At 60.9% G+C, this 20,402-nt stretch carries 20 protein-coding genes and 1 pseudogene; 9 read left to right on the forward strand and 12 right to left on the reverse strand.

The window, feature by feature from the left end; translation table 11 throughout:
* Positions 1–3 precede the first annotated feature (3 nt).
* Positions 4–942: a bifunctional riboflavin kinase/FAD synthetase gene (ribF, locus tag J3P91_RS23415; protein ID WP_039593898.1), complete on the reverse strand. Its 939-nt coding sequence runs from the start codon at positions 940–942 to the stop codon at positions 4–6.
* 129 nt (positions 943–1,071) lie between these two features.
* On the reverse strand, positions 1,072–2,610 hold the full coding sequence (gene murJ / locus J3P91_RS23420; RefSeq protein ID WP_434601880.1) for a murein biosynthesis integral membrane protein MurJ: 1,539 nt from the start codon (positions 2,608–2,610) through the stop codon (positions 1,072–1,074).
* Positions 2,611–2,864: 254 nt separating this feature from the next.
* On the opposite strand from murJ, the gene rpsT reads away from it, so the two are divergent.
* Positions 2,865–3,143: a 30S ribosomal protein S20 gene (rpsT, locus tag J3P91_RS23425; protein ID WP_020798646.1), complete on the forward strand. Its 279-nt coding sequence runs from the start codon at positions 2,865–2,867 to the stop codon at positions 3,141–3,143.
* A gap of 184 nt (positions 3,144–3,327) precedes the next feature.
* Here rpsT and J3P91_RS23430 read toward each other — a convergent pair whose 3' ends face one another.
* From J3P91_RS23430 to rplU, 5 genes are all read right to left on the reverse strand, one after another.
* A complete protein-coding gene (locus tag J3P91_RS23430) occupies positions 3,328–3,792 on the reverse strand; it encodes a CreA family protein (protein WP_305498707.1) in 465 nt (154 codons plus the stop codon).
* Between the two features lie 9 nt (positions 3,793–3,801).
* Positions 3,802–4,920 carry a glutamate 5-kinase gene (gene proB / locus J3P91_RS23435; RefSeq protein WP_305498706.1) on the reverse strand — a complete coding sequence of 373 codons (1,119 nt, stop codon included), beginning with the start codon at positions 4,918–4,920 and terminating at the stop codon, positions 3,802–3,804.
* Between the two features lie 308 nt (positions 4,921–5,228).
* Positions 5,229–6,452: an Obg family GTPase CgtA gene (gene cgtA, locus J3P91_RS23440; protein ID WP_060740551.1), complete on the reverse strand. Its 1,224-nt coding sequence runs from the start codon at positions 6,450–6,452 to the stop codon at positions 5,229–5,231.
* 190 nt (positions 6,453–6,642) lie between these two features.
* Positions 6,643–6,900, reverse strand: coding sequence for a 50S ribosomal protein L27 (gene rpmA / locus J3P91_RS23445; protein WP_003205738.1), 258 nt, complete (start codon positions 6,898–6,900; stop codon positions 6,643–6,645).
* Positions 6,901–6,935: 35 nt separating this feature from the next.
* Entirely contained in the window at positions 6,936–7,250 is a 315-nt protein-coding gene (gene rplU, locus J3P91_RS23450; RefSeq protein WP_003176051.1) for a 50S ribosomal protein L21, read from the reverse strand.
* Between the two features lie 239 nt (positions 7,251–7,489).
* Between rplU and J3P91_RS23455 the strand changes: the two genes are divergently transcribed.
* The 3 genes from J3P91_RS23455 (at position 7,490) to J3P91_RS23465 (ending at position 9,484) form a co-directional block, all read left to right on the forward strand.
* Positions 7,490–8,458 carry a polyprenyl synthetase family protein gene (locus J3P91_RS23455; RefSeq protein ID WP_305498703.1) on the forward strand — a complete coding sequence of 323 codons (969 nt, stop codon included), beginning with the start codon at positions 7,490–7,492 and terminating at the stop codon, positions 8,456–8,458.
* A 234-nt stretch (positions 8,459–8,692) separates the two neighbouring features.
* Positions 8,693–9,034, forward strand: a complete 342-nt coding sequence (locus tag J3P91_RS23460) for a zinc ribbon domain-containing protein YjdM (protein ID WP_030140290.1) — start codon at positions 8,693–8,695, stop codon at positions 9,032–9,034.
* Positions 9,035–9,226: 192 nt separating this feature from the next.
* On the forward strand, positions 9,227–9,484 hold the full coding sequence (locus tag J3P91_RS23465; protein WP_003205743.1) for a PA4570 family protein: 258 nt from the start codon (positions 9,227–9,229) through the stop codon (positions 9,482–9,484).
* Between the two features lie 114 nt (positions 9,485–9,598).
* Here the strand turns inward: J3P91_RS23465 and J3P91_RS23470 are convergent, their stop codons facing one another.
* From J3P91_RS23470 to J3P91_RS23485, 4 genes are all read right to left on the reverse strand, one after another.
* Positions 9,599–10,216: an FKBP-type peptidyl-prolyl cis-trans isomerase gene (locus tag J3P91_RS23470; protein ID WP_003205746.1), complete on the reverse strand. Its 618-nt coding sequence runs from the start codon at positions 10,214–10,216 to the stop codon at positions 9,599–9,601.
* 120 nt (positions 10,217–10,336) lie between these two features.
* Positions 10,337–10,825, reverse strand: coding sequence for a TIGR00645 family protein (locus J3P91_RS23475; RefSeq protein WP_047230159.1), 489 nt, complete (start codon positions 10,823–10,825; stop codon positions 10,337–10,339).
* Between the two features lie 118 nt (positions 10,826–10,943).
* The gene (locus J3P91_RS23480) at positions 10,944–11,285 is read right to left on the reverse strand and encodes a hypothetical protein (RefSeq protein WP_305498700.1); all 342 of its coding nucleotides are present in this window, start codon (positions 11,283–11,285) and stop codon (positions 10,944–10,946) included.
* 312 nt (positions 11,286–11,597) lie between these two features.
* On the reverse strand, positions 11,598–14,036 hold the full coding sequence (locus tag J3P91_RS23485; RefSeq protein WP_434571712.1) for a Lon protease family protein: 2,439 nt from the start codon (positions 14,034–14,036) through the stop codon (positions 11,598–11,600).
* A gap of 274 nt (positions 14,037–14,310) precedes the next feature.
* On the opposite strand from J3P91_RS23485, the gene J3P91_RS23490 reads away from it, so the two are divergent.
* From J3P91_RS23490 to J3P91_RS23510, 5 genes and pseudogenes are all read left to right on the forward strand, one after another.
* On the forward strand, positions 14,311–14,799 hold the full coding sequence (locus J3P91_RS23490; protein WP_030140293.1) for a DUF3015 domain-containing protein: 489 nt from the start codon (positions 14,311–14,313) through the stop codon (positions 14,797–14,799).
* Positions 14,800–14,889: 90 nt separating this feature from the next.
* A complete protein-coding gene (locus tag J3P91_RS23495; protein ID WP_434601881.1) occupies positions 14,890–16,743 on the forward strand; it encodes an Lnb N-terminal periplasmic domain-containing protein in 1,854 nt (617 codons plus the stop codon).
* 90 nt (positions 16,744–16,833) lie between these two features.
* A complete protein-coding gene (locus J3P91_RS23500; RefSeq protein ID WP_434571709.1) occupies positions 16,834–17,190 on the forward strand; it encodes a hypothetical protein in 357 nt (118 codons plus the stop codon).
* A gap of 70 nt (positions 17,191–17,260) precedes the next feature.
* Complete coding sequence (locus J3P91_RS23505; protein ID WP_434601882.1) at positions 17,261–17,752, forward strand: GreA/GreB family elongation factor; 492 nt, start codon at positions 17,261–17,263, stop codon at positions 17,750–17,752.
* A gap of 57 nt (positions 17,753–17,809) precedes the next feature.
* Positions 17,810–18,511, forward strand: a pseudogene (locus J3P91_RS23510) (hypothetical protein); the annotation flags it as partial.
* A 73-nt stretch (positions 18,512–18,584) separates the two neighbouring features.
* Here the strand turns inward: J3P91_RS23510 and ettA are convergent.
* Positions 18,585–20,249 carry an energy-dependent translational throttle protein EttA gene (gene ettA / locus J3P91_RS23515; protein ID WP_434571705.1) on the reverse strand — a complete coding sequence of 555 codons (1,665 nt, stop codon included), beginning with the start codon at positions 20,247–20,249 and terminating at the stop codon, positions 18,585–18,587.
* Positions 20,250–20,402: the final 153 nt, after the last annotated feature.

The following is a 20,402-nucleotide window of genomic DNA, read 5'->3' on the forward strand; positions in this document are numbered from 1 at the left end:
TCATTAGCGATTGGCGCTGGTTGCGACAAGGGCACGGGCGGCGGCGATATCTGCATGGATCGCCGTCTTGAGCGCCTCCAGAGAGGCAAAACGCTGCTCTTCACGCAGCTTCTGGTGGAAAACCACCGTCAAACGCCGGTCATACAGATCGCCGGCAAAATCCAGAATGTGTACTTCGAGATGGGCCTTGCCATCCCCCTGCACCGTGGGACGTACGCCGATATTGGCGACGCCGGGCCAGGTCTTGCCGTCAATGTCGACACTCACCAGGAACACCCCGGTCAACGGCACACGACGGCGCTTGAGTTGCACGTTGGCCGTCGGTGTGCCCAATTGGCGCGCCAGTTTCTGCCCGTGCAGGATCCGCCCGGCAATCCGGTACGGCCGGCCGAGCAAGCGCTCGGCCAATTCGAAATCCGCCGCCGCCAGGGCATTGCGGACCTGGGTGCTGCTGACGCGCAGACCGTCCATTTCGACGGTCTGTGCCGCTTCGACGGTGAATCCCTGGGCGATGCCGGCCTGTTGCAGGTAATCGAAATCCCCTGCCCGGTCGCAGCCGAAACGGAAATCGTCGCCGACTTCCAGATGCTTTACGTCGAGACCGTCCACCAGGATGGTATCGACGAACTCGGCGGCGCTGAGCTGGCTCAGGCGCTGGTTGAAAGCCAGGCAGAGGACCCGATCGACGCCTTCGGCGGCCAGCAGTTGCAGTTTGTCACGCAACCGGGCCAGACGCGCCGGAGCGGTGTCCGGGGCAAAGAACTCCCGGGGCTGCGGCTCGAAGATCACCACGCAGCTGGGCAGGCCCAACTCCAGCGCACGCTCGCGTAGCCGCGCCAGGATAGCCTGGTGGCCACGGTGAACACCGTCGAAGTTGCCAATAGTGGCGACACAGCCCCGATGCCGGGGACGCAGGTTGTGGAGGCCTCGAACCAGCTGCATAACGCGCTTCTTGCTCATAAAGTGGCCGATTATAACCACACCCGGCGGTCGGCGACAGGCAACACCGTAACCCAAAGTGATCGAACCGACAAAACCGCCGTCCGGCCCGGGATTATCGAAGGCAACCGTTCAGCTCAAGGCCTTGCGATTGAAGTCGCGCAGACGGAATCCCATTAGCAGCAACATACCGAAATAAGCCACCACGCCGGCCACGACCAGCACGCCCAGGCGCAGGAAGCGCTCAAGCATCTGCCCTTCGCCCCAGGCCGGCATGAAATGCATCCCCGCCAGCAACACCGCCGACATCACCGCCACGGCGACCAGCAGCTTGAGGCCGAACCTGGCCCAGCCGGGCTGCGGCTGATACATCTTCTGTTTGCGCAACTGGTAGAACAGCAGCCCGGCGTTGAGGCAGGCACCAGCGCTGATCGCCAGGGCCAGGCCGGCATGGGCCAGGGGTCCGATGAGCAGCAGGTTGAACAGCTGGGTCATCACCAGGGTAAAAATCGCGATCTTCACTGGCGTGCGGATGTTCTGCTGGGCGTAGAAGCCCGGCGCCAGGACCTTGATCACGATGATTCCAAGCAAGCCCACCGAATAGGCGATCAGCGCGCGCTGGGTCATCAAGGCATCAAACGCATTGAACTGCCCATACTGGAACAGCGAAACCGTCAGCGGCTCGGCAAGGATCCCCAGCGCCAGCGCACAAGGCAGGACCAGCACGAAGCACAGGCGCAGGCCCCAGTCGAGGATGCGCGAGTATTCATGACGGTCCTGGCTGGCGTAGGTCTTGGCCAGGGTAGGCAGCAGAATCGTGCCCAGCGCCACGCCCAGTACGCCGGAAGGCAGCTCCATCAAGCGGTCGGCGTAGTACATCCACGAGACCGAACCGGCCACCAGGAACGAGGCGAAGATAGTGTTGATGATCAGGGAAATCTGGCTCACCGATACCCCGAGAATGGCCGGCAACATTTGCTTCATGACGCGCCACACGCCACTGTCGCGCAAGTTCAGGCGCGGCAGTACCAGCATGCCGATTTTTTTCAGGTGGGGCAGTTGATAGAGCAATTGCGCCAGGCCGCCGACCAGCACCGCCCAACCCAGGGCCATCACCGGCGGATCGAAATACGGCGTCAGGAACAGCGCGAACACGATCATGCTGACATTGAGCAGCGTCGGCACGAAGGCCGGCACCGAGAAGCGGTTCCAGGTATTGAGGATCGCCCCGGCCAGCGATGACAGGGAAATCAGCAATATATAAGGAAAGGTCACCCGCAACAGGTCGGAGGTGAGCTGGAATTTTTCCGGCGTGTCGGTGAAACCTGGCGCGGTGGCCCAGATCACCCAAGGCGCGGCGAGCATGCCGGCCGCGGTGACCAGCGCCAGCACCAGCGTGAGCAAACCGGTCACATAAGCGATGAAAGTGCGGGTCGCCTCGTCGCCCTTCTGGCTTTTGTATTCAGCCAGGATCGGCACGAAGGCCTGGGAAAAGGCCCCTTCGGCGAAGATCCGCCGCAGCAGGTTTGGCAGCTTGAAGGCGATGAAGAAGGCGTCGGTGGCCATTCCGGCACCGAATATCCGCGCGATCAGCGTATCGCGAACGAATCCCAGAACCCGGGAAAGCATCGTGATAGAGCTGACGGCAGCCAACGATTTGAGCAGATTCATGAAAAGAGTTTGTGCCTGTCGATAAACAGCAGGCGAACAACGCGCCCACTTGTGCGATACTTCGCGCCGCTAAACAGCACAGCGCCAAAGCCCGCGAGTTTACAGGTCGCACGCCGGAAAGAAATCATTCGGTGCGCCGCACCTGCCATTCAGCGGAACGTGTCACCCGCCCTTGACAACACGTCAACTCATCGGCATGATTCGCGGCCTATTTTGTTTGCTATTTCCTAAAAAGTCTTTCGAGGAGCTCGACGGTGGCCAACTCACCTTCCGCCAAAAAACGTGCAAAACAGGCTGAGAAGCGTCGCAGCCACAACGCCAGCCTGCGTTCCATGGTCCGTACCTACATCAAAAACGTAGTCAAGGCCATCGACGCAAAAGACGCTGAAAAAGCACAAGCTGCTTACGTTCTGGCTGTGCCAGTTATCGACCGCATGGCCGATAAAGGCATCATCCACAAGAACAAGGCTGCTCGCCATAAGAGCCGCCTGAATGGCCACGTAAAGGCCTTGAACGTTGCCGCTGCTGCCTAAGCGACGCGCTCGTTAAAAAACCGACCCCAGGGTCGGTTTTTTATTGCCTGGGATTTGTCAGGCGCACCACAAGCAAGAAATGTGGGAGCGAGCCTGCTCGCGAATACGGTGTGCCAGACAGCATCAATGTCACTGGCAGACCGCATTCGCGAGCAGGCTCGCTCCCACAGTGGTTTTTGCGTGGTTATTGAGCCTTGGCCCACGGCAGGATCGGAATCGCCGTCACCGCATTCTGCGGGCTACCCTCGATCACACGGTCGCTGTAGACCAGGTACACCAGCGTATTGCGCTTCTTGTCGAGAAAACGCACCACCTGCATGGTCTTGAACACCAGCGAGGTGCGCTCCCTGAAGACCTCCTCGCCATCCTTGAGCTCGCCCTTGAAGCTGATCGGCCCGACCTGGCGGCAGGCGATGGACGCCTCGGCGCGATCTTCGGCCAGCCCCAGGCCACCTTTTACGCCGCCGGTCTTGGCCCGCGACAGATAGCAGGTCACGCCATCGACCCTGGGATCATCGAACGCCTCGACCACGATCCGGTCGTTTGGCCCGACAAACTTGAACACCGTGGACACCTGCCCGATTTCCTCGGCAGAGGCCAGCAGCGGCAGCGCCACCAGCAAGCCGATCAATCCTTTTGCCAAACCCATGATTTTTCCTTAGACGAGGATCAGGTTGTCACGGTGAACCAGCTCAGGCTCAGCCATGTAACCCAGCAGACCAACAATCGCATCAGACGATTGGCCGATGATTTTCTGTGCTTCCAGCGCGCTGTAGTTGGCCAGGCCCCGGGCAATCTCTCGACCATCCGGCGCTACGCAAACGACCATTTCGCCGCGGCGGAAGCTGCCCTGGACCAGCTTCACGCCTACCGGCAGCAGGCTTTTGTTACCTTGGGACAGCGCCGACACGGCACCGGCGTCCAGCACCAGCGTGCCCCGGGTTTGCAGATGCCCGGCCAGCCACTGTTTGCGCGCCGCCAGCATGCCGCGCTCAGGCGACAACAGCGTGCCGATGCGCTCCCCGGCCTTGAGGCGATCCAACACCCGCTCCAAACGACCACCGACGATGATGGTATGAGCACCGGAACGTGCCGCCAGACGCGCCGCGCGCAGCTTGGTCTGCATGCCGCCGCGCCCCAGGGCTCCGCCAGTGCCACCCGCCACCGCATCCAGCGCGGGATCGTCGGCTCGAGCTTCGTAGATCAGCTTGGCATCAGGGTTATTGCGCGGATCGGCGTCGAACATGCCGTCGCGATCCGTGAGAATCACCAGCAGGTCGGCTTCCACGAGGTTGGCTACCAGCGCCGCGAGCGTGTCGTTGTCGCCGAAACGGATCTCATCGGTGACCACCGTGTCGTTCTCGTTGATCACCGGGATGACTTTCAGCTCCACCAACGCTCGCAGCGTGCTACGGGCATTGAGGTAACGCTTGCGGTCGGACAGGTCGTCGTGGGTCAGCAGGATCTGCGCCGTGTGGCGATCATGCTCGGCAAAGCTCGACTCCCACGCCTGCACCAGACCCATCTGGCCAATGGCGGCAGCGGCCTGCAGTTCGTGCATCGCGCTGGGTCGCGACGTCCAGCCCAAACGGCTCATGCCGGCCGCCACAGCACCCGAGGAGACCAGTACCAGCTCGACGCCCGCCTCATGCAGGGCCACCATCTGCTCGACCCACACCGCCATCGCCTGGCGATCCAGGCCCTTGCCATCCGCCGTCAGCAGTGCGCTGCCGATCTTCACGACCCAGCGTTGCGCACCCGTCACCTTGCTCCGCATTTTCTTCAACCTTTGCCAGCGAACAGCGCGACCCAGCGCCACTCATGGGATTATTCGTATTTGCGTTTTTCAGATACCAAAACGCCGCTCGAATGAGCGGCGCCTTGAAAACCGGCCGACTGCGATGATAACACCGCGCCGAAACACTTGAACCTGCTCCCCATGCCAGCTACCCGAGAAACCTTGTGGGAGCGAGCCTGCTCGCGATGGCATAGGGTCAGCGGCATGAATGCAAAATGACACACCGCCTTCGCGAGCAGGCTCGCTCCCACAGGTTCTGATCTCAAGCGGCCTGCATCAGCACCAGATCAGTCGCGAACGTAGATGATTTCCGGACCGTCTTCGTCATCCACATCCTCTTCGTCCCAATCGTCATCACCGATGTCATGGACCGACTTGACGCCGCTGCGGCGCAGGGCACGCTGATCATCCAGCGCCTGCAACTGGGCGCGCGCCTCGTCTTCGATGCGCTGGTCGAGCTCGGCCAGTTCTTCCTTGTAGGCCGGATCATTGGCCAGGCGATCAGCACGATCTTCCAGGTAGCGCATGATGTCGTGGCAAAGGCGCTCGGTGCCTTCCTTGGCAATGGCCGAGATCACGTAGACCGGACCTTCCCACTCCAGGCGATCAACGATTTCCTTGACCCGCTCTTCGTGCTCTTCCTCGAGGATCTGGTCGCACTTGTTCAGCACCAGCCAACGGTCGCGCTCGGCCAGGGCCGGGCTGAATTTGGTCAGCTCGTTGACGATGACCTCGGCGGCATCGGCGGCATCGGTTTCATCCAGCGGCGCCATGTCGACGAGGTGCAGCAACAGACGGGTACGGGACAAATGCTTGAGGAAACGAATCCCCAGGCCAGCACCTTCGGAGGCACCTTCGATCAACCCCGGAATGTCGGCGATCACGAAGCTTTTCCAGCGATCGACACTGACCACGCCCAGGTTCGGCACCAGGGTGGTGAACGGGTAATCGGCGACTTTCGGCTTGGCCGCCGACACCGAGCGAATGAACGTACTCTTACCCGCGTTCGGCAGGCCCAGCAGACCCACGTCGGCCAGTACTTTCATTTCCAGCTTCAGGTCACGCTGCTCGCCTGGCTTGCCCGGCGTAGTCTGGCGCGGCGCGCGGTTGGTACTGGACTTGAAGCGGGTGTTACCCAGACCGTGCCAGCCGCCATGAGCCACCAGCAGGCGCTGGCCGGCCTTGGTCAGGTCGCCGATGACTTCCTGGGTGGCGGAGTCGATCACTGTGGTACCGACCGGCACACGCAGGATCAGGTCTTCGCCCTTCTTGCCGGTGCAGTCGGTGCTGCCGCCGTTGGAACCACGCTCGGCATCGAAATGCCGGGTGTAACGGTAATCCACCAAGGTGTTGAGGTTTTCATCGGCGAGCATGTAGATCGAGCCGCCATCGCCCCCGTCACCACCGTTCGGACCACCGTTTTCAATGAATTTTTCCCGACGGAAACTCATGCAACCATTGCCGCCGTCGCCAGCCTTTACTCGAATCGATACTTCATCAACAAACTTCATGACACACGCCTCTCGCCGTACGGACGAGCCAAAAAAACAAGACATAAGACTCTTGCAAAAATGAGCGCAGCGACCTGAAAACACGCCCCAACCGCAGCGCCGACAGCCCATACAAACAGTTTTGCAAGAGACTCACCCCACAAACGAAAAAGCCCCGTCGCAAGACAGGGCTTTTCCAGCGGTCTCGCAATTAAGCTGCGATAACGCTTACGTAACGACGACCGAAGGCGCCTTTTACTTCGAACTTGATCACGCCTTCGACTTTAGCGAAGAGGGTGTGATCCTTGCCCATGCCAACGCCGTAGCCAGCGTGGAATTGGGTGCCGCGCTGACGCACGATGATGTTGCCCGCTTTGATAGCCTGGCCGCCATACATCTTCACGCCAAGGCGTTTGGCTTCTGAGTCGCGACCGTTACGGGTACTACCACCAGCTTTTTTGTGTGCCATGAGTTCAATTCTCCTAGTGAGGAATTAGGCTGGAATTAAGCCTGAATACCGGTGATTTTGATCTCGGTGTACCACTGGCGGTGGCCCATACGCTTCATGTGGTGCTTACGACGACGGAACTTGATGATGCGGACTTTATCGTGACGACCTTGGGAGATCACTTCAGCCACAACGGTAGCGCCAGCAACGACTGGAGCGCCGATATTCACGTCGTCGCCATTGGCGACCAACAGAACGCGATCAAAAGTCACGGATTCGCCGGTAGCGATTTCCAGTTTTTCGATCTTCAGGTATTCACCTGGGGCGACCTTGTATTGCTTGCCACCAGTAACAATTACTGCGTACGACATGGTATTTCTCCGATAATCCTGCTCACCCAGCGCTTTATAAGAAGAGGTATTGGCTGGCATGGCTGCATGGGCTGGAAGGCCCGGATGCAATTGCGTAAGGCAGGTGCTGCCCAGGAAGTTCAGGGTGCGCGATTGTACGCAAGCCGGTCGAGCCTTGCAAGTGGCCGTCTATCGCGCCTTGACAGGCCTGGACGTGGGTCCTAGCATGCCGCGCAACCCTTCTGGAGCGCCTGTCGCTGATGCAACCCCAAGCTTTCTACCGCGCTGTGGCGGACGATTTTAGCGCCGTCGACGGTATCATCAAGAAGCAGCTGACTTCCCGAGTGCCGCTGGTATCTAAAATCGGCGACTACATCACTTCGGCCGGGGGCAAGCGCCTGCGTCCTCTGTTGGTGCTTTTGTGCGGCAAGGCCCTGGGTCGCGAAGGCGACGACATGCGCCTGCTGGCCGCCACCATCGAATTTTTGCACACCGCGACGCTGCTGCATGACGACGTGGTCGACATGTCCGGCATGCGCCGTGGCCGCTCGACTGCCAACGCGATGTGGGGCAACGCCCCAAGCGTACTGGTCGGCGATTTCCTGTATTCGCGCTCGTTCGAAATGATGGTCGAACTGGGCTCGATGCCGGTGATGAAGATTCTGTCCCAGGCCACGCGCATCATCGCCGAAGGCGAAGTGTTGCAGTTGTCCAAGGTCCGCGACGCCAGCACCACTGAAGAAACCTATATGGAAGTCATCCGCGGCAAGACCGCGATGCTCTTCGAAGCCTCGACTCACAGCGCCGCCGCCCTGGCCGGCGCCACCGCCGAGCAGAGCGAAGCCCTGCGCACCTTCGGCGATCACTTGGGCGTGGCGTTCCAACTGGTAGACGACCTGCTGGACTACAAGGGCGACGCCGACACCCTGGGCAAGAACGTCGGTGACGACCTGGCCGAAGGCAAGCCAACCCTGCCGCTGATCTACACCATGCGCGAAGGCACGCCGGAACAGGCCGCGCTGGTCCGCCAGGCGATCCAGAAAGGCGGGATCGAAGATCTGGAAAGCATTCGTGCGGCGGTTGAAGCCTCCGGCTCGCTGGACTACACCGCCACCCTGGCCCGGGACTACGTTGCCCGTGCGATCAAGTGCCTTGACGCCCTGCCGGCCAGCGAATACCGCGACGCGCTGGTGGAACTGAGCGAGTTTGCGGTTGCCCGCACCCATTGATTGCATGAAAACGGCGAGCTTTAGTGGCGAGGGAGCTTGCTCCCGCTCGGCGGCGCAGCCGGCGTAAAACCGGCTGACGCGATCCGCCTGAATGATCGCAGCAATCCAATCGGGGCTGCTTCGCAACCCAGCGGGAGCAAGCTCCCTTGCCACAAAAGCCCCATATCACCCTCCTTGCGACAAAACCCTATACAATGTGCGCCCTTTTGACCTCCTGATACCCAAGGAACCTTAGTGAGCACGTTGCCTCCCTGCCCGAAATGCAATTCCGAATACACCTATGAAGACGGTACTCAACTGGTCTGCCCGGAGTGTGCCCACGAATGGTCCGCCAGCGGCGAAGCTGAAGCGCCGTCCGACGATACGGTGAAAAAAGATTCGGTCGGCAACGTCCTGCAGGACGGCGATACCATCACCGTGATCAAGGACCTCAAGGTCAAGGGCACTTCGCTGGTGGTCAAGGTCGGCACCAAGGTGAAGAATATCCGCCTGTGCGATGGCGACCACGACATCGACTGCAAGATCGACGGCATCGGCCCGATGAAGCTCAAATCCGAGTTCGTCAGAAAGGTCTGAACCTGTCACACGCCCATCCCGCGTCACGCGCGGGATGCTGCTTGGCCCCCTCCGTTTCGCCAGGCCCGCCAGTTGCGGATGACCTGAGCCATCCCAACCCATCGTCAGAAAAACCAGCGTTGCGCCAATAGAGACTTGCTATTTAGCGAATAAGAATTATTCTCATCGAACCCCATCAAGGAGATGAGAACCATGACTTATTTGATCGATGCCTGGCTGGACCGCCCACATCCCTACCTCAGGATCCTGCATCGGGAAACCGGCGAAGTCTGTGCGGTGCTTGAAGAAGAAGCCTTGAACGAGCTGCAGGACCAAGGCGACCTGGACCTCAACAGCCTCAATTCCAGTGAGCCGCTGGTGCTCAAGGAGCTGGTGCGTAACCTGTTCCTGTTCTGCTACGCCCGGGCGTTGCGCCCGACCGGTGATTTCAGTGGCAGGTTCCATGGATGAAGCAGCAAACCCTGTGGGAGCGAGCCGGCTCGCGAAGACGGTAGGTCAGTCGATATCAATGTTCGATGACACACCGCTTCGCAAGCAGGCTCGCTCCCACAAAAGGCAGTTGCCTTACAGAACGTCCAACAGCTCGACGTCAAACACCAGCACGCTGTGCGGTGGAATGCTGCCAACGCCCTGGGCGCCGTAGGCCAGTTCGCTCGGCACGTACAGGCGCCATTTGCTGCCGGCGTTCATCAGTTGCAGCGCTTCGGTCCAGCCCGGGATCACGCCACCTACCGGGAATTCGGCTGGCTGGCCACGATCGTAGGAGCTGTCGAACACAGTGCCGTCGATCAGGGTGCCATGGTAGTGAGTACGCACCTGGTCTTCGCGAGTCGGCTTGGCGCCTTCGCCCTGGGTCAGCACTTCGAACTGCAGGCCGGACGCCAGGGTGGTGATGCCTTCGCGCTTGGCGTTTTCGGCCAGGAATGCACGGCCTTCGCCAGCAGCGGCTTCAGCCTTGGCGGCAGCTTCGGCCTGCATGATTTCGCGGATCACCTTGAAGCTTGCGGACATCTCGTCCTGGCCCACGCGGCTCGGCTTGCCGGCGAAAGCGTCGGTCAGGCCGGCGAGGATCGCGTCCAGGCTGACGCCCGGCGGCGGGTTGTCGCGCAGTTGGTCGCCCAACTGACGGCCGATGCCGTAGCTGACGCGGGTTTCGTCGGTGGACAGGTTAACTTCGGACATGATGCTGCTCCGCTGTGCGGACGGCTCGGGAACGTGCCGTGCGTGACACAGCGCCTCCCGGAGCGCCCGGAACCAAAAGGGCGAGCAGACTAGCACAGATGCCGCCGCCCGTGACGAACCTCAATGCTTGGTCAGTTTGTCCAGATAGCCCATGGCGAATGCCGAGACCACGAACGTCATGTGGATGATCACGTACCACATCAGGTGCTCGGGATCGACGTTCTTGGCGTCCATGAAAATACGCAGCAAGTGGATGGACGAAATGGCAACGATCGACGCCGCGACTTTCATCTTCAGCGACGAGGAATCCATGGTGCCCAGCCAGTTGAGCTTTTCCTTGTCGGAGTCGATGTCCAGTTGCGAGACGAAGTTCTCGTAGCCGGAAATCATCACCATCACCAGCAGGCCGCCTACCAGCGCCATGTCGATCAGCGACAACAGCACCAGGATCAGCTCGGACTCGGCCATGGCAAATACGTTGGGAATGATATGAAAGACTTCCTGGAAGAATTTCAGTGCCAGGGCCAGCAAGCCCAGGGACAGCCCGAAGTAGATCGGCGCCAGTAGCCAACGGGAGGCATACATTGCATTTTCGATAAAGCGTTCCATTGAGTCTCACACCTGGGCTGAAAAATCGCGGCGAGTATATCAGCCACGACCCGCCCCACAAACGCCGCCCCCTTCCTGGGGCCCGACGCTTGTGTCAAGACTTTACCGCGCAGAAGGCTCAATGCAGCGGGCGATATTCGACGCCGCCGACGTTGCGACACCGGCCTCCGTTGATTTCCCGTAGCTGTGCCTGCATGTGCAGCGACCAGATCTGCGGATCATCAGCCAGCTCATAACCGTGCAATGTCAGGTTCTGGACGATGGTGTCGAGGAGGGTTTCAGCGGCAGTCGGGCCAGGGAACGGCCCTTGGGCCTTGATCGCGGTAGGTTGCTCGCCGGCCATTCCGGCGGCGAACAGTACAGTCCACATGCCGGTGTCGCCAGCGAGCGGACGAACGGCGCATTCGATACGGGTCACCAGACCCAGGCAGTGGCGAGTAAGACAAAGGTTGCGCGACATGGCGGCGCCCCTCGGTAGATCCGGTATTCAGCCTGGGAAGGCTGTTTCGATCCAATGATGGCTCTCGTTATCCTTGAACTGAGGATAGGAGAAAAGTTCCGGCCGCAAGGGATTTCGAGACCAGAATGCGCTGAGCGGTCATAGTGTGAATATTGACGCCAAACTGGTGACGCAACACCCAGATTGACCAAACAATGTGGGAGCGAGCCTGCTCGCGAAGACGGTGTGTCAGCCAACAACAATACTGGCCGACAGTCCGCTTTCGCGAGCAGGCTCGCTCCCACAAGGGTACCTGCGACACTCAGGAAAACATCAGGCCGGCTTCGCCTCCGCCAGGGCCTGCTGGGCCATTTCCTTTTCCGCTTCCTTGATGTCGTCTTCGCTGATCATTTCCGCGATCACCCGCAGCCGCTCCACCACGCGAGCGTTGACGCTGCCCTCCGGGAACTCGCCATTTTCATCCGGCTCACCGGCAGGCTCGCCCACCAGCAGGCTCAATGCCTCGTCGGCCTGGCGCACGGCATAGACGTGGAACTGCCCCGCTCGCACCGCGGCCAGCACCTTCTCGTCGAGCATCAGGGTCGCAACGTTGGCCTGGGGGATGATCGCACCCTGCTCTCCCGTCAGCCCGCGGGCTTCGCAGAGGCGGAAGAACCCTTCGATCTTCTCGTTGACCCCGCCGACCGCCTGCACTTCGCCGAACTGGTTGATCGAACCGGTGATGGCGAAGCACTGCTTCAACGGCGTCTTCGACAGGGCCGAGATCAACGTGCAAGCCTCGCCCAGGGAGGCGCTGTCACCGTCCACATAACCGTAGGATTGCTCCAGGGCGATGCTGGCCGAAATCGCCAGGGGGAACTCCTGGGCATAACGGCTGCCCAGGTACCCGGTAAGGATCATCACACCCTTGGAGTGGATCGGCTGGCCGAGGTTGACCTCACGCTCGATGTCGACGATACCGCTGCCGCCGGGGTACACCGTGGCGGAAATCCGCGCCGGCACGCCAAACGCCGAATCCCCCACTTCCAGCACGGTCAGCCCGTTGCACTTGCCCACGGCCGCGCCGTCGGTATCGATCAGGATGATCCCGGCCAGCATGTCGTCGAGGATCCGCGCCGAAACCCGTCCGGTGCGAGTCGCCTTGGCCTTGAGGGCGCGCTCGATGTGGCCGGCATCGGTCATGTCATCGCCGGCCAACTGCCGGATGAAGTCCGCTTCGCTGACCAATTGGAACAGATCACCGATCCGCGCCGACAGGCGCCCCTGGTGCTCCGCCAGGCGCGCGCTGTAAGTGGCCAGGCGCGCCACCGCATCGGCGGTCAGCGGGGCCATGCCCTCCTCCGAGGTTCGGGTCTTGAGCAACTGGGCAAACTGTTCCAGGCTCTCGTCGCCCATCGGGATGTCTTCGTCGAAGTCCACCAGCACGCGAAACATTTCCTGGAAGTCCGAATCCAGGTCCTGCAACGCGTAGTAAAGCTGGCGGGCGCCGATGATCACCACCTTGACCTGCAACGGAATATGTTGCGGCGTCAGGGTGACCGTCGCCAGCCGCCCCAGCTCACCCAACGGCGACTCCATCTTCAGCTTGCGCGATTGCAGGGCGCGCTTGAGCGCATCCCACACGAACGGCTCGCCAAGCATCTTTTCCGCCTCAAGAATCAGGAACCCGCCGTTGGCTCGGTGCAAGGCACCCGGGCGCAACTGCCGATACGTGGTGTAGAGCGCGCCCTGATCAGTGCTGTACTCGATGCGCCCGAACAGGTTGTCGTAGGTCGGGTGCGGTTCGAACACCACCGGCGCGCCACCGCTCGCCGGATGCCCGACCACCAGGCTCGGCGCGTATTGCTCCTCGAGCAATTTGCGGGCGACGGCGTCGGTCTTGCTGTCGTCGACCAATTGCTCGACCACGGTCTTGAGCAGGTAGACCTGCATGGCCTGCAGGTAGCCGCAGACGGCGGCATTCTCGGCGTATTTTTCCGAGAGCGGCGCGAGCAACGGCTGCAAGGCCAGGGTGATGGTTTCTTCGTTGAGCTGGCGCAGCTGGTTGTTGGATTCGCGTTTCCACTGCGGCAGGCTGGCGAGCTCTTCGTTCAGACGCTCCTCCAGACTGGAAATGTCCTCATGGAAGCGCTCGCGATCGGCCTCCGGCAACTGGGCGAACTCCGCTTCATCCAGGGCCTTGCCTTCGCTCATCGGCGTGAAGGCGATGTTGCTGCTGTCACGGTACAGCGCGACATCCTTTTCCAACGCCAGGCGCTCGATCACATCGAGGGCGCGGTCGTAGCGCTGATTGAAGGCGCGGTCGATCGCGCTTTTTTTCTGTTGGTAGGATGGATGCTCGAACACCGCCGGGAAAGTCGCCAGCAGATTGTCGATCAGGCCATTGATGTCGGCGATGAAAGCCCCGGCCGTGCCCGACGGCAATTCCAGGGCACGCGGTTCGCGAGGCTCGTCGAAGTTATTGACGTAGACCCAGTCCGCCGGGGTCTGCATGCGCTTGCCCTCGGCCTTGAGGTAGCGTTTGACGAACGAGAACCGACCGGTGCCGGGCTCGCCCATGACAAAGACGTTGTAACCGGGGCGTGGCATCGCCACACCGAACTGCAAGGCTTCGACCGCGCGTTCCTGGCCAAGCACACCGCGAAAGGGCTCCAGATCATTGGTGGTAGAGAAGCTGAACTGTTCAGCGGAAAACGGACGGGTCAGCGCTTCGGGCGCTAGACGCAAGCTGGCAGCAACAGGATCAGGCATCGGGCTTCCTTACATCAGGCGGGGCAGATAGCGGCATTCTGGCGCTGCCCATGCCTGACTGGCAAGGAGCGCCTCAGGCCGAAGCATAGTCGACGGCCCCACCACCGGCAGAAGCCCGTAAACAGGTGATTTCAAATAATGTTTTTGCAAAATGTCACGGAACCCTCGGAACGTGCCTAAACTCCAAACTGCGCGGCTGGAACAATAACCGGCCCACTGGCTGCTGTAGTGGCCAGACCCTGTCCATTGGTATGCACATAAAGAGAACATAGCTATGAAACGGATTCTTCTCGGTACTCTCTTCACCGCTGTATCCATCAACGCCATGGCTCAGGCCCCGGGCGGCCCGGATTGCGGTTGGGGCAACATGCTGTTCGAAGGCCAGCGTGGCACCCCGGCGCACTTCCTCGCATCCACCACCAACGGCACCTCCGGCAACGCCACCTTCGGCATGACCTCCGGCACCAACGGCTGCTCGACCAACGCGGCACTGACCTACGGTGGCAAGTCCTGGCTGGCCATGAATGGCATGATGAACGAGCTGTCCGAAGACATGGCCAAGGGTCAGGGTGAAGCACTGACCACCTACGCCGTGGTACTGGGCGTGGCGCCGGAAGACCGCGCGCACTTCTCCGCTGTGACTCACGAGCACTTCCAGCAGATCTTCAGCAAGGCTGACGTGACCGCCGAAGACGTGCATACCAACACCCTGGCCGTGCTGAAAAACGACCCTCGCCTGGCCAAGTACGCTACTCAAGCTTAAGCTCGATATCACTCGCTCCTTTCGGGGAGCGGGTTTTTTCTTTTTGGGGCCCCTTCGGTCTTTATTTTTCGACTTTCCAAGTAGCCGACTATGCTCAAACGCCTTGCCTGGCTGGCGCTCTGTGTGTGCGCCCCGCTGTCCGCCGCGCCTCATGTCGATCCTCAACGTTTGCAGCAACTGGCCAATGACCGCTTCTGGATTTCCCTGGGTCACTACGAAACGGCCAAGCTCGGTGGCTGGCGCAGCTATGTCAGCGATCGCAAGTTTTTCCTCGCACCCGACGGCAATGAACATCCCGACCGTGAGCTGACCGCCACGTTGCAAGCCTTGTACGGCCCGGCCAGTGCCGGCCAGCAACATGCCCAGTGCGTGTACCCGGCGCGAACGCGCTGGCTCAAGGCGCAGCTCAACCTGACGGACCTGCCGGCGGTCAATTGCAGCGAATTCACTCAGTGGTTCAAGGACGTATCGCCCCACAGCGCGGTGATGATTTTCCCCGCCGCGTACCTGAACAGTCCTTCCTCGATGTTCGGCCATACCTTGCTGCGCATCGACCAGGCCGACGTGCAAAGCGACAAGACCGCCCTGCTCAGCTACGCAATCAACTTCGGCGCCTACATCGAGGGCTCCGACAACAGCCTGCTCTACGCCTGGAAGGGCTTGATGGGCGGCTATCCCGGTCTGTTCGCCCTGGTGCCGTACCAGGAAAAACTCTCCGAGTACCGTAGCCTGGAGAACCGCGACCTGTGGGAATACCGCCTCAACCTGAGCCAGGCGGAAACCGAACGCATGGTCGAGCATGTGTGGGAACTCAAGCAGATCCAGTTCGACTACTTCTTCTTTGATGAAAACTGCTCCTACCGCCTCCTCGAACTGCTGCAGGTGGCGCGTCCGAGCCTGCGCCTGACCGAGCAGTTCCCGCTGACGGCGATCCCCACCGACACTGTGAAGGCAGTGAAGGAAGCCGGACTGGTGGAAAGCACCCAGTACCGGCCGTCCCGCGAGCGAGAGCTGCTCAGCCGCGCCGAGCCGCTCAGCGACGACGAGCAGCAATGGGTACAGAAAGTCAGCGCCGACCAGCAGCAACTGCAAGCGCCGGCATTCAAGGCGCTGCCGCGTCAGCGCCAGGCCCTGATCATCGATGCGGCCTATCGCCTGGAGCGCTATCGCGCCAACGGCCAGGAACGCGACCCACAGCGGGCCCAGCGCAGCTTCGAACTGCTGCGGGCGATCAACCGCAATCCCGCGCCGGAACTGGACATCCCGCAACCCGGCCTGCCCGAGGATGGCCATGAATCGCGCACCTGGCAGGCTGGCCTGGGTACGCGAGGCGATCGTGCGTTCGGTGAATACGGCTTGCGCATGGCCTATCACGACCTCAACGACAATGCCGAGAGTTTCCCGCTCGGCGCACAGATCGAGATCCTGCAATTGAAGCTGCGCCAGTACGAAGGCAACGATTGGCAGCTACAACAACTGGACCTGGCGACCATTCGTTCACTGACCCCGCGCAATGAGTTGCTACAGCCGCTGTCCTGGCAGGTTACCGGTGGCCTGGAGCGGGTGCCTGGCAAACACGACGATGAAACCCTGGTCAGCCACGTCAACGGCGGCGCCGGTGGTACCTGGGCCTTGGGTGAGGATGTGCTGGGCTTTGCCCTGGGCACGGTGCGGGTCGAGCACAATAACGACTTCGCCCAGTTCATCGCCCCGGCCGCCGGCTTCAACAGCGGCGTGCTGTGGAAAAACCCACTGGGCAACCTGAGCCTCGAAGCCAAGGGCGATTACTTCGTCAACGGCGAAGTGCGCCGTAGCGTGAGCCTGAATCAGCAGTGGGAATTGTCGCGCAACCTCGGTCTGCGCCTGAGCGCCCAGCGCGAATTCAGCCAATTGGCTTCGCCGGAAACCGAGGTGATGCTCGAAGTGAAGTGGTACCACTACTGAACGAACGGAATGATCACCGCGCTTTCACGCCTTTCTGACGAATCCGCTTCTAGACTTGCCTTACAAGTGGCTCCGGCAGGCAGGCAGAACATGAGGCGCGCGGCAGTGGTACTGGGTGTGTTGATGTTGCTCGGTGGCTGCGAAACCACCCACGAGGATCTGATCGCCCGAGGTTATCCACCGGCCTTCGCCGATGGCTTCGATGACGGTTGCAGCAGTGGCCGGCAAGCGGCCGGCGTGATTACTGGCCAATTCAGGAAAGACGTGCCGCGTTATCTCAAGGACGCCCACTACGCCGAAGGCTGGAGCGATGGCTTTCGGCAGTGCCAGGCCATGCGCGAGAGCGAAGAGCGTGACGCTTACCGCGAGCGCCATTGGGACGACCGCGAGCGGGCCTGGCAACAGGAGAAAGATCGGGACGCCGCCAGGGCTTATCGCTCGCCGTGAGTCGCGTACAGACATTCGTCGAAACCAAAACCCTGCGACCATGGCCCAAACTCCAATAGAGGAGAATGCCATGAGTCGCGCCTTCGTCAACGAAGACAACGCCGCCGCCCAGGCCGATCAACCGGTCGAGCGCCAGGTCAGCCCGCAACCCAATTACGTCACGCCCGCCGGGCTTGCCCAGCTACAGGCGCGAGTCGCCGAGTTGCAAGCACTGCACAGCCAACAGACAGCCCAAGGCGAGCAGGCGGACAAGCAGCGTATCGCCGACCTCGAACGGGACCTGCGCTATTTCAATCAGCGGCTGCAAAGCGCGCAGGTCGTCACCTTGAGCAAATGTGATCAGGTGCGCATCGGACATTGGGTGACATTCGCCGATGAGCACGACCAGGCGCAACGAGTGCGACTGGTCGGTGAAGACCAGGCCGATGCCGCCAATGGATTGATCAATTGGGGCTCGCCGCTGGGGCGGGCCTTGCTGGGGGCGAAGATCGGGGATGAGGTGGTGTGGAAGCGGCCGGTGGGGGATGTGGCGATCGAGGTGCTGGAAATAGAGCTTGGGTGATGTCGCTCCCACAGGGTTCGATGTCAGCCAGATATCTTGCGGCAAACCTAAAACCAATGTGGGAGCGAGCCCGCTCGCGAAAGCGGTGGGTCAGTCAATTATCTTTCAACTGATCTGACGCCTTCGCGAGCGGGCTCGCTCCCACAGGATTCGATGTCAGCCAGGTATCTTGCGGCAAACCCAAAACCAATGTGGGAGCGAGCCTGCTCGCGATGGCGGTGGGTCAGTCAATTATCTTTCAACTGATCTGACGCCTTCGCGAGCGGGCTCGCTCCCACAGGGTTCGATGTCAGCCAGATATCTTGCGCCCCCCCAAAAAACAATGTGGGAGCGAGCCTGCTCGCGAAAGCGGTGGGTCAGTCAATTATCTTTCAACTGATCCGACGCCTTCGCGAGCAGGCTCGCTCCCACAGGATTCGATGTCAGCCAGATATCTTGCGGCACCCCCAAAACAATGTGGGAGCGAGCTTGCTCGCGATGACGGTGGGTCAGTCAATTATCTTTCAACTGATCCGACGCCTTCGCGAGCAGGCTCGCTCCCACAGGATTCGATGTCAGCCAGATATCTTGCGCCCCCCCAAAAAACAATGTGGGAGCGAGCCTGCTCGCGAAAGCGGTGGGTCAGTCAATTATCTTTCAACTGATCCAACGCCTTCGCGAGCAGGCTCGCTCCCACAGGATTCGATGTCGCCCAGATATCTTGCGGCAACCCCAAAACAATGTGGGAGCGAGCTTGCTCGCGAAAGCGGTGGGTCAGTCAATTATCTTTCAACTGATCCGACGCCTTCGCGAGCGGGCTCGCTCCCACAGGGCTACTGCTTAGCCGGGCGAATCAAGCCAGCTTCTTGTGCCGTACACGATGCGGCTGGGCAGCGGCTTCGCCGAGGCGCTTCTTGCGATCGGCTTCGTACTCGGTGTAGTTGCCTTCGAAGAACACCGCTTGCGAGTCGTCTTCGTACGCCAGGATGTGCGTCGCGACGCGGTCAAGGAACCACCGGTCGTGGGAGATCACAATGGCCGCGCCCGGGAAGTCCAGCAGGGCCTCTTCCAGGGAACGCAGGGTTTCGACGTCGAGGTCGTTGGACGGTTCGTCGAGCAGCAGGACGTTGCCACCCTCCTTCAAGGTCAACGCCAGGTGCAAGCGACCACGCTCACCACCGGACAGGTCCTTGACGAATTTCTGCTGATCGCCACCCTTGAAGTTGAAGCGCCCCACGTAGGTACGCGACGGAATTTCGTAGCTGCCGATGCGGATCTGGTCAGAGCCGTCGGAGATCTGCTGGAACACCGTCTTGCTGCCGTCCAGGTCCTCGCGGCTCTGGTCGACGCAGGCCAACTGCACGGTTTCACCGATTTCGATGGTGCCCGAATCCGGCGTTTCCTTGCCCATCAGCATGCGGAACAGCGTGGACTTACCTGCGCCGTTACCACCGATCACGCCGACGATGGCGCCCTTGGGCATGGAGAACGACAGGTTGTCGATCAACACGCGATCACCGTAGCCCTTGGTGACGTTCTTGAACTCGATGACCTTGTCACCCAGGCGTGGGCCGGCCGGGATGTAGATCTCGTTGGTTTCGCTGCGCTTCTGGAATTCCTGGGACTGCATTTCCTCGAAGCGTTGCAGACGCGCCTTGGATTTGGACTGACGAGCCTTGGCGCCTTTGCGCACCCACTCCAGTTCTTCCTTCATGGCTTTTTCATGCGCCGATTGCTGCTTGGACTCCTGGGCCAGACGATCGGATTTGGCCTCCAGCCAGCCCGAATAGTTGCCTTCGTATGGAATGCCTGCGCCACGGTCGAGCTCCAGGATCCAGCCGGCAACGTTGTCCAGGAAGTACCGGTCGTGCGTGATCGCAACCACGGTGCCGGGGAAATCGTGCAGGAAGTGTTCGAGCCAGGCGACGGAATCGGCGTCCAGGTGGTTGGTCGGTTCGTCGAGCAGCAGCATGTCCGGGGCGGACAGCAGCAAGCGGCACAGCGCCACGCGGCGCTTTTCACCGCCGGACAGGTGCTCGACCTTGGCGTCCCAGGCCGGCAGGCGCAGTGCATCGGCGGCGACTTCCAGCTGACGGTCCAGGTTGTGGCCATCGCTGGCCTGCAGGATCGCTTCGAGCTTGGCCTGCTCGGCGGCCAGCTTGTCGAAATCGGCGTCCGGATCGGCGTAGGCGGCATAGACCTCGTCCAGGCGCGCCTGGGCGTCCTTGATCACGCTGACCGCTTCCTCGACCACTTCGCGAACGGTCTTGGTCGGATCCAGCTGAGGTTCCTGCGGCAGGTAGCCGATGTTCAGGTCAGGCATCGGACGGGCTTCGCCGTCGAATTCGTTGTCGACGCCAGCCATGATTTTCAGCAGCGTGGACTTGCCCGAACCGTTGAGGCCCAGCACGCCGATCTTGGCGCCGGGGAAAAATGACAGCGAAATGTTTTTCAGGATTTCCCGCTTCGGCGGAACAACTTTGCTCAGCCGATGCATGGTGAAGACGTATTGAGCCATGGTGAACCTAGCGTCAGTGAGAGGTGAAAAGAACGAGCCAGGCCATGCGCGGCGCGGGCACTTGATGTTGATCAATGCCTGCGGGCCGATTGAGCCTGGGAATCTGGAGCCGGAGCGCTCTTGTTTGACCGGCAAAGCTACCTCAACCGTCGG

It is taken from the genome of Pseudomonas sp. Z4-7 (assembly GCF_051131965.1).
Lineage (GTDB): Bacteria > Pseudomonadota > Gammaproteobacteria > Pseudomonadales > Pseudomonadaceae > Aquipseudomonas.

Bases quoted from the DNA above. Each gene is read 5' to 3' on its own strand.
- ribF (WP_039593898.1), bottom strand. From the start codon at position 942: ATGCAGCTGGTTCGAGGCCTCCACAACCTGCGTCCCCGGCATCGGGGC.
- murJ (WP_434601880.1), bottom strand. From the start codon at position 2,610: ATGAATCTGCTCAAATCGTTGGCTGCCGTCAGCTCTATCACGATGCTT.
- J3P91_RS23430 (WP_305498707.1), bottom strand. From the start codon at position 3,792: ATGGGTTTGGCAAAAGGATTGATCGGCTTGCTGGTGGCGCTGCCGCTG.
- proB (WP_305498706.1), bottom strand. From the start codon at position 4,920: ATGCGGAGCAAGGTGACGGGTGCGCAACGCTGGGTCGTGAAGATCGGC.
- cgtA (WP_060740551.1), bottom strand. From the start codon at position 6,452: ATGAAGTTTGTTGATGAAGTATCGATTCGAGTAAAGGCTGGCGACGGC.
- rpmA (WP_003205738.1), bottom strand. From the start codon at position 6,900: ATGGCACACAAAAAAGCTGGTGGTAGTACCCGTAACGGTCGCGACTCA.
- rplU (WP_003176051.1), bottom strand. From the start codon at position 7,250: ATGTCGTACGCAGTAATTGTTACTGGTGGCAAGCAATACAAGGTCGCC.
- J3P91_RS23455 (WP_305498703.1), top strand. From the start codon at position 7,490: ATGCAACCCCAAGCTTTCTACCGCGCTGTGGCGGACGATTTTAGCGCC.
- J3P91_RS23465 (WP_003205743.1), top strand. From the start codon at position 9,227: ATGACTTATTTGATCGATGCCTGGCTGGACCGCCCACATCCCTACCTC.
- J3P91_RS23470 (WP_003205746.1), bottom strand. From the start codon at position 10,216: ATGTCCGAAGTTAACCTGTCCACCGACGAAACCCGCGTCAGCTACGGC.
- J3P91_RS23475 (WP_047230159.1), bottom strand. From the start codon at position 10,825: ATGGAACGCTTTATCGAAAATGCAATGTATGCCTCCCGTTGGCTACTG.
- J3P91_RS23480 (WP_305498700.1), bottom strand. From the start codon at position 11,285: ATGTCGCGCAACCTTTGTCTTACTCGCCACTGCCTGGGTCTGGTGACC.
- J3P91_RS23485 (WP_434571712.1), bottom strand. From the start codon at position 14,036: ATGCCTGATCCTGTTGCTGCCAGCTTGCGTCTAGCGCCCGAAGCGCTG.
- J3P91_RS23490 (WP_030140293.1), top strand. From the start codon at position 14,311: ATGAAACGGATTCTTCTCGGTACTCTCTTCACCGCTGTATCCATCAAC.
- J3P91_RS23495 (WP_434601881.1), top strand. From the start codon at position 14,890: ATGCTCAAACGCCTTGCCTGGCTGGCGCTCTGTGTGTGCGCCCCGCTG.
- J3P91_RS23500 (WP_434571709.1), top strand. From the start codon at position 16,834: ATGAGGCGCGCGGCAGTGGTACTGGGTGTGTTGATGTTGCTCGGTGGC.
- J3P91_RS23505 (WP_434601882.1), top strand. From the start codon at position 17,261: ATGAGTCGCGCCTTCGTCAACGAAGACAACGCCGCCGCCCAGGCCGAT.
- ettA (WP_434571705.1), bottom strand. From the start codon at position 20,249: ATGGCTCAATACGTCTTCACCATGCATCGGCTGAGCAAAGTTGTTCCG.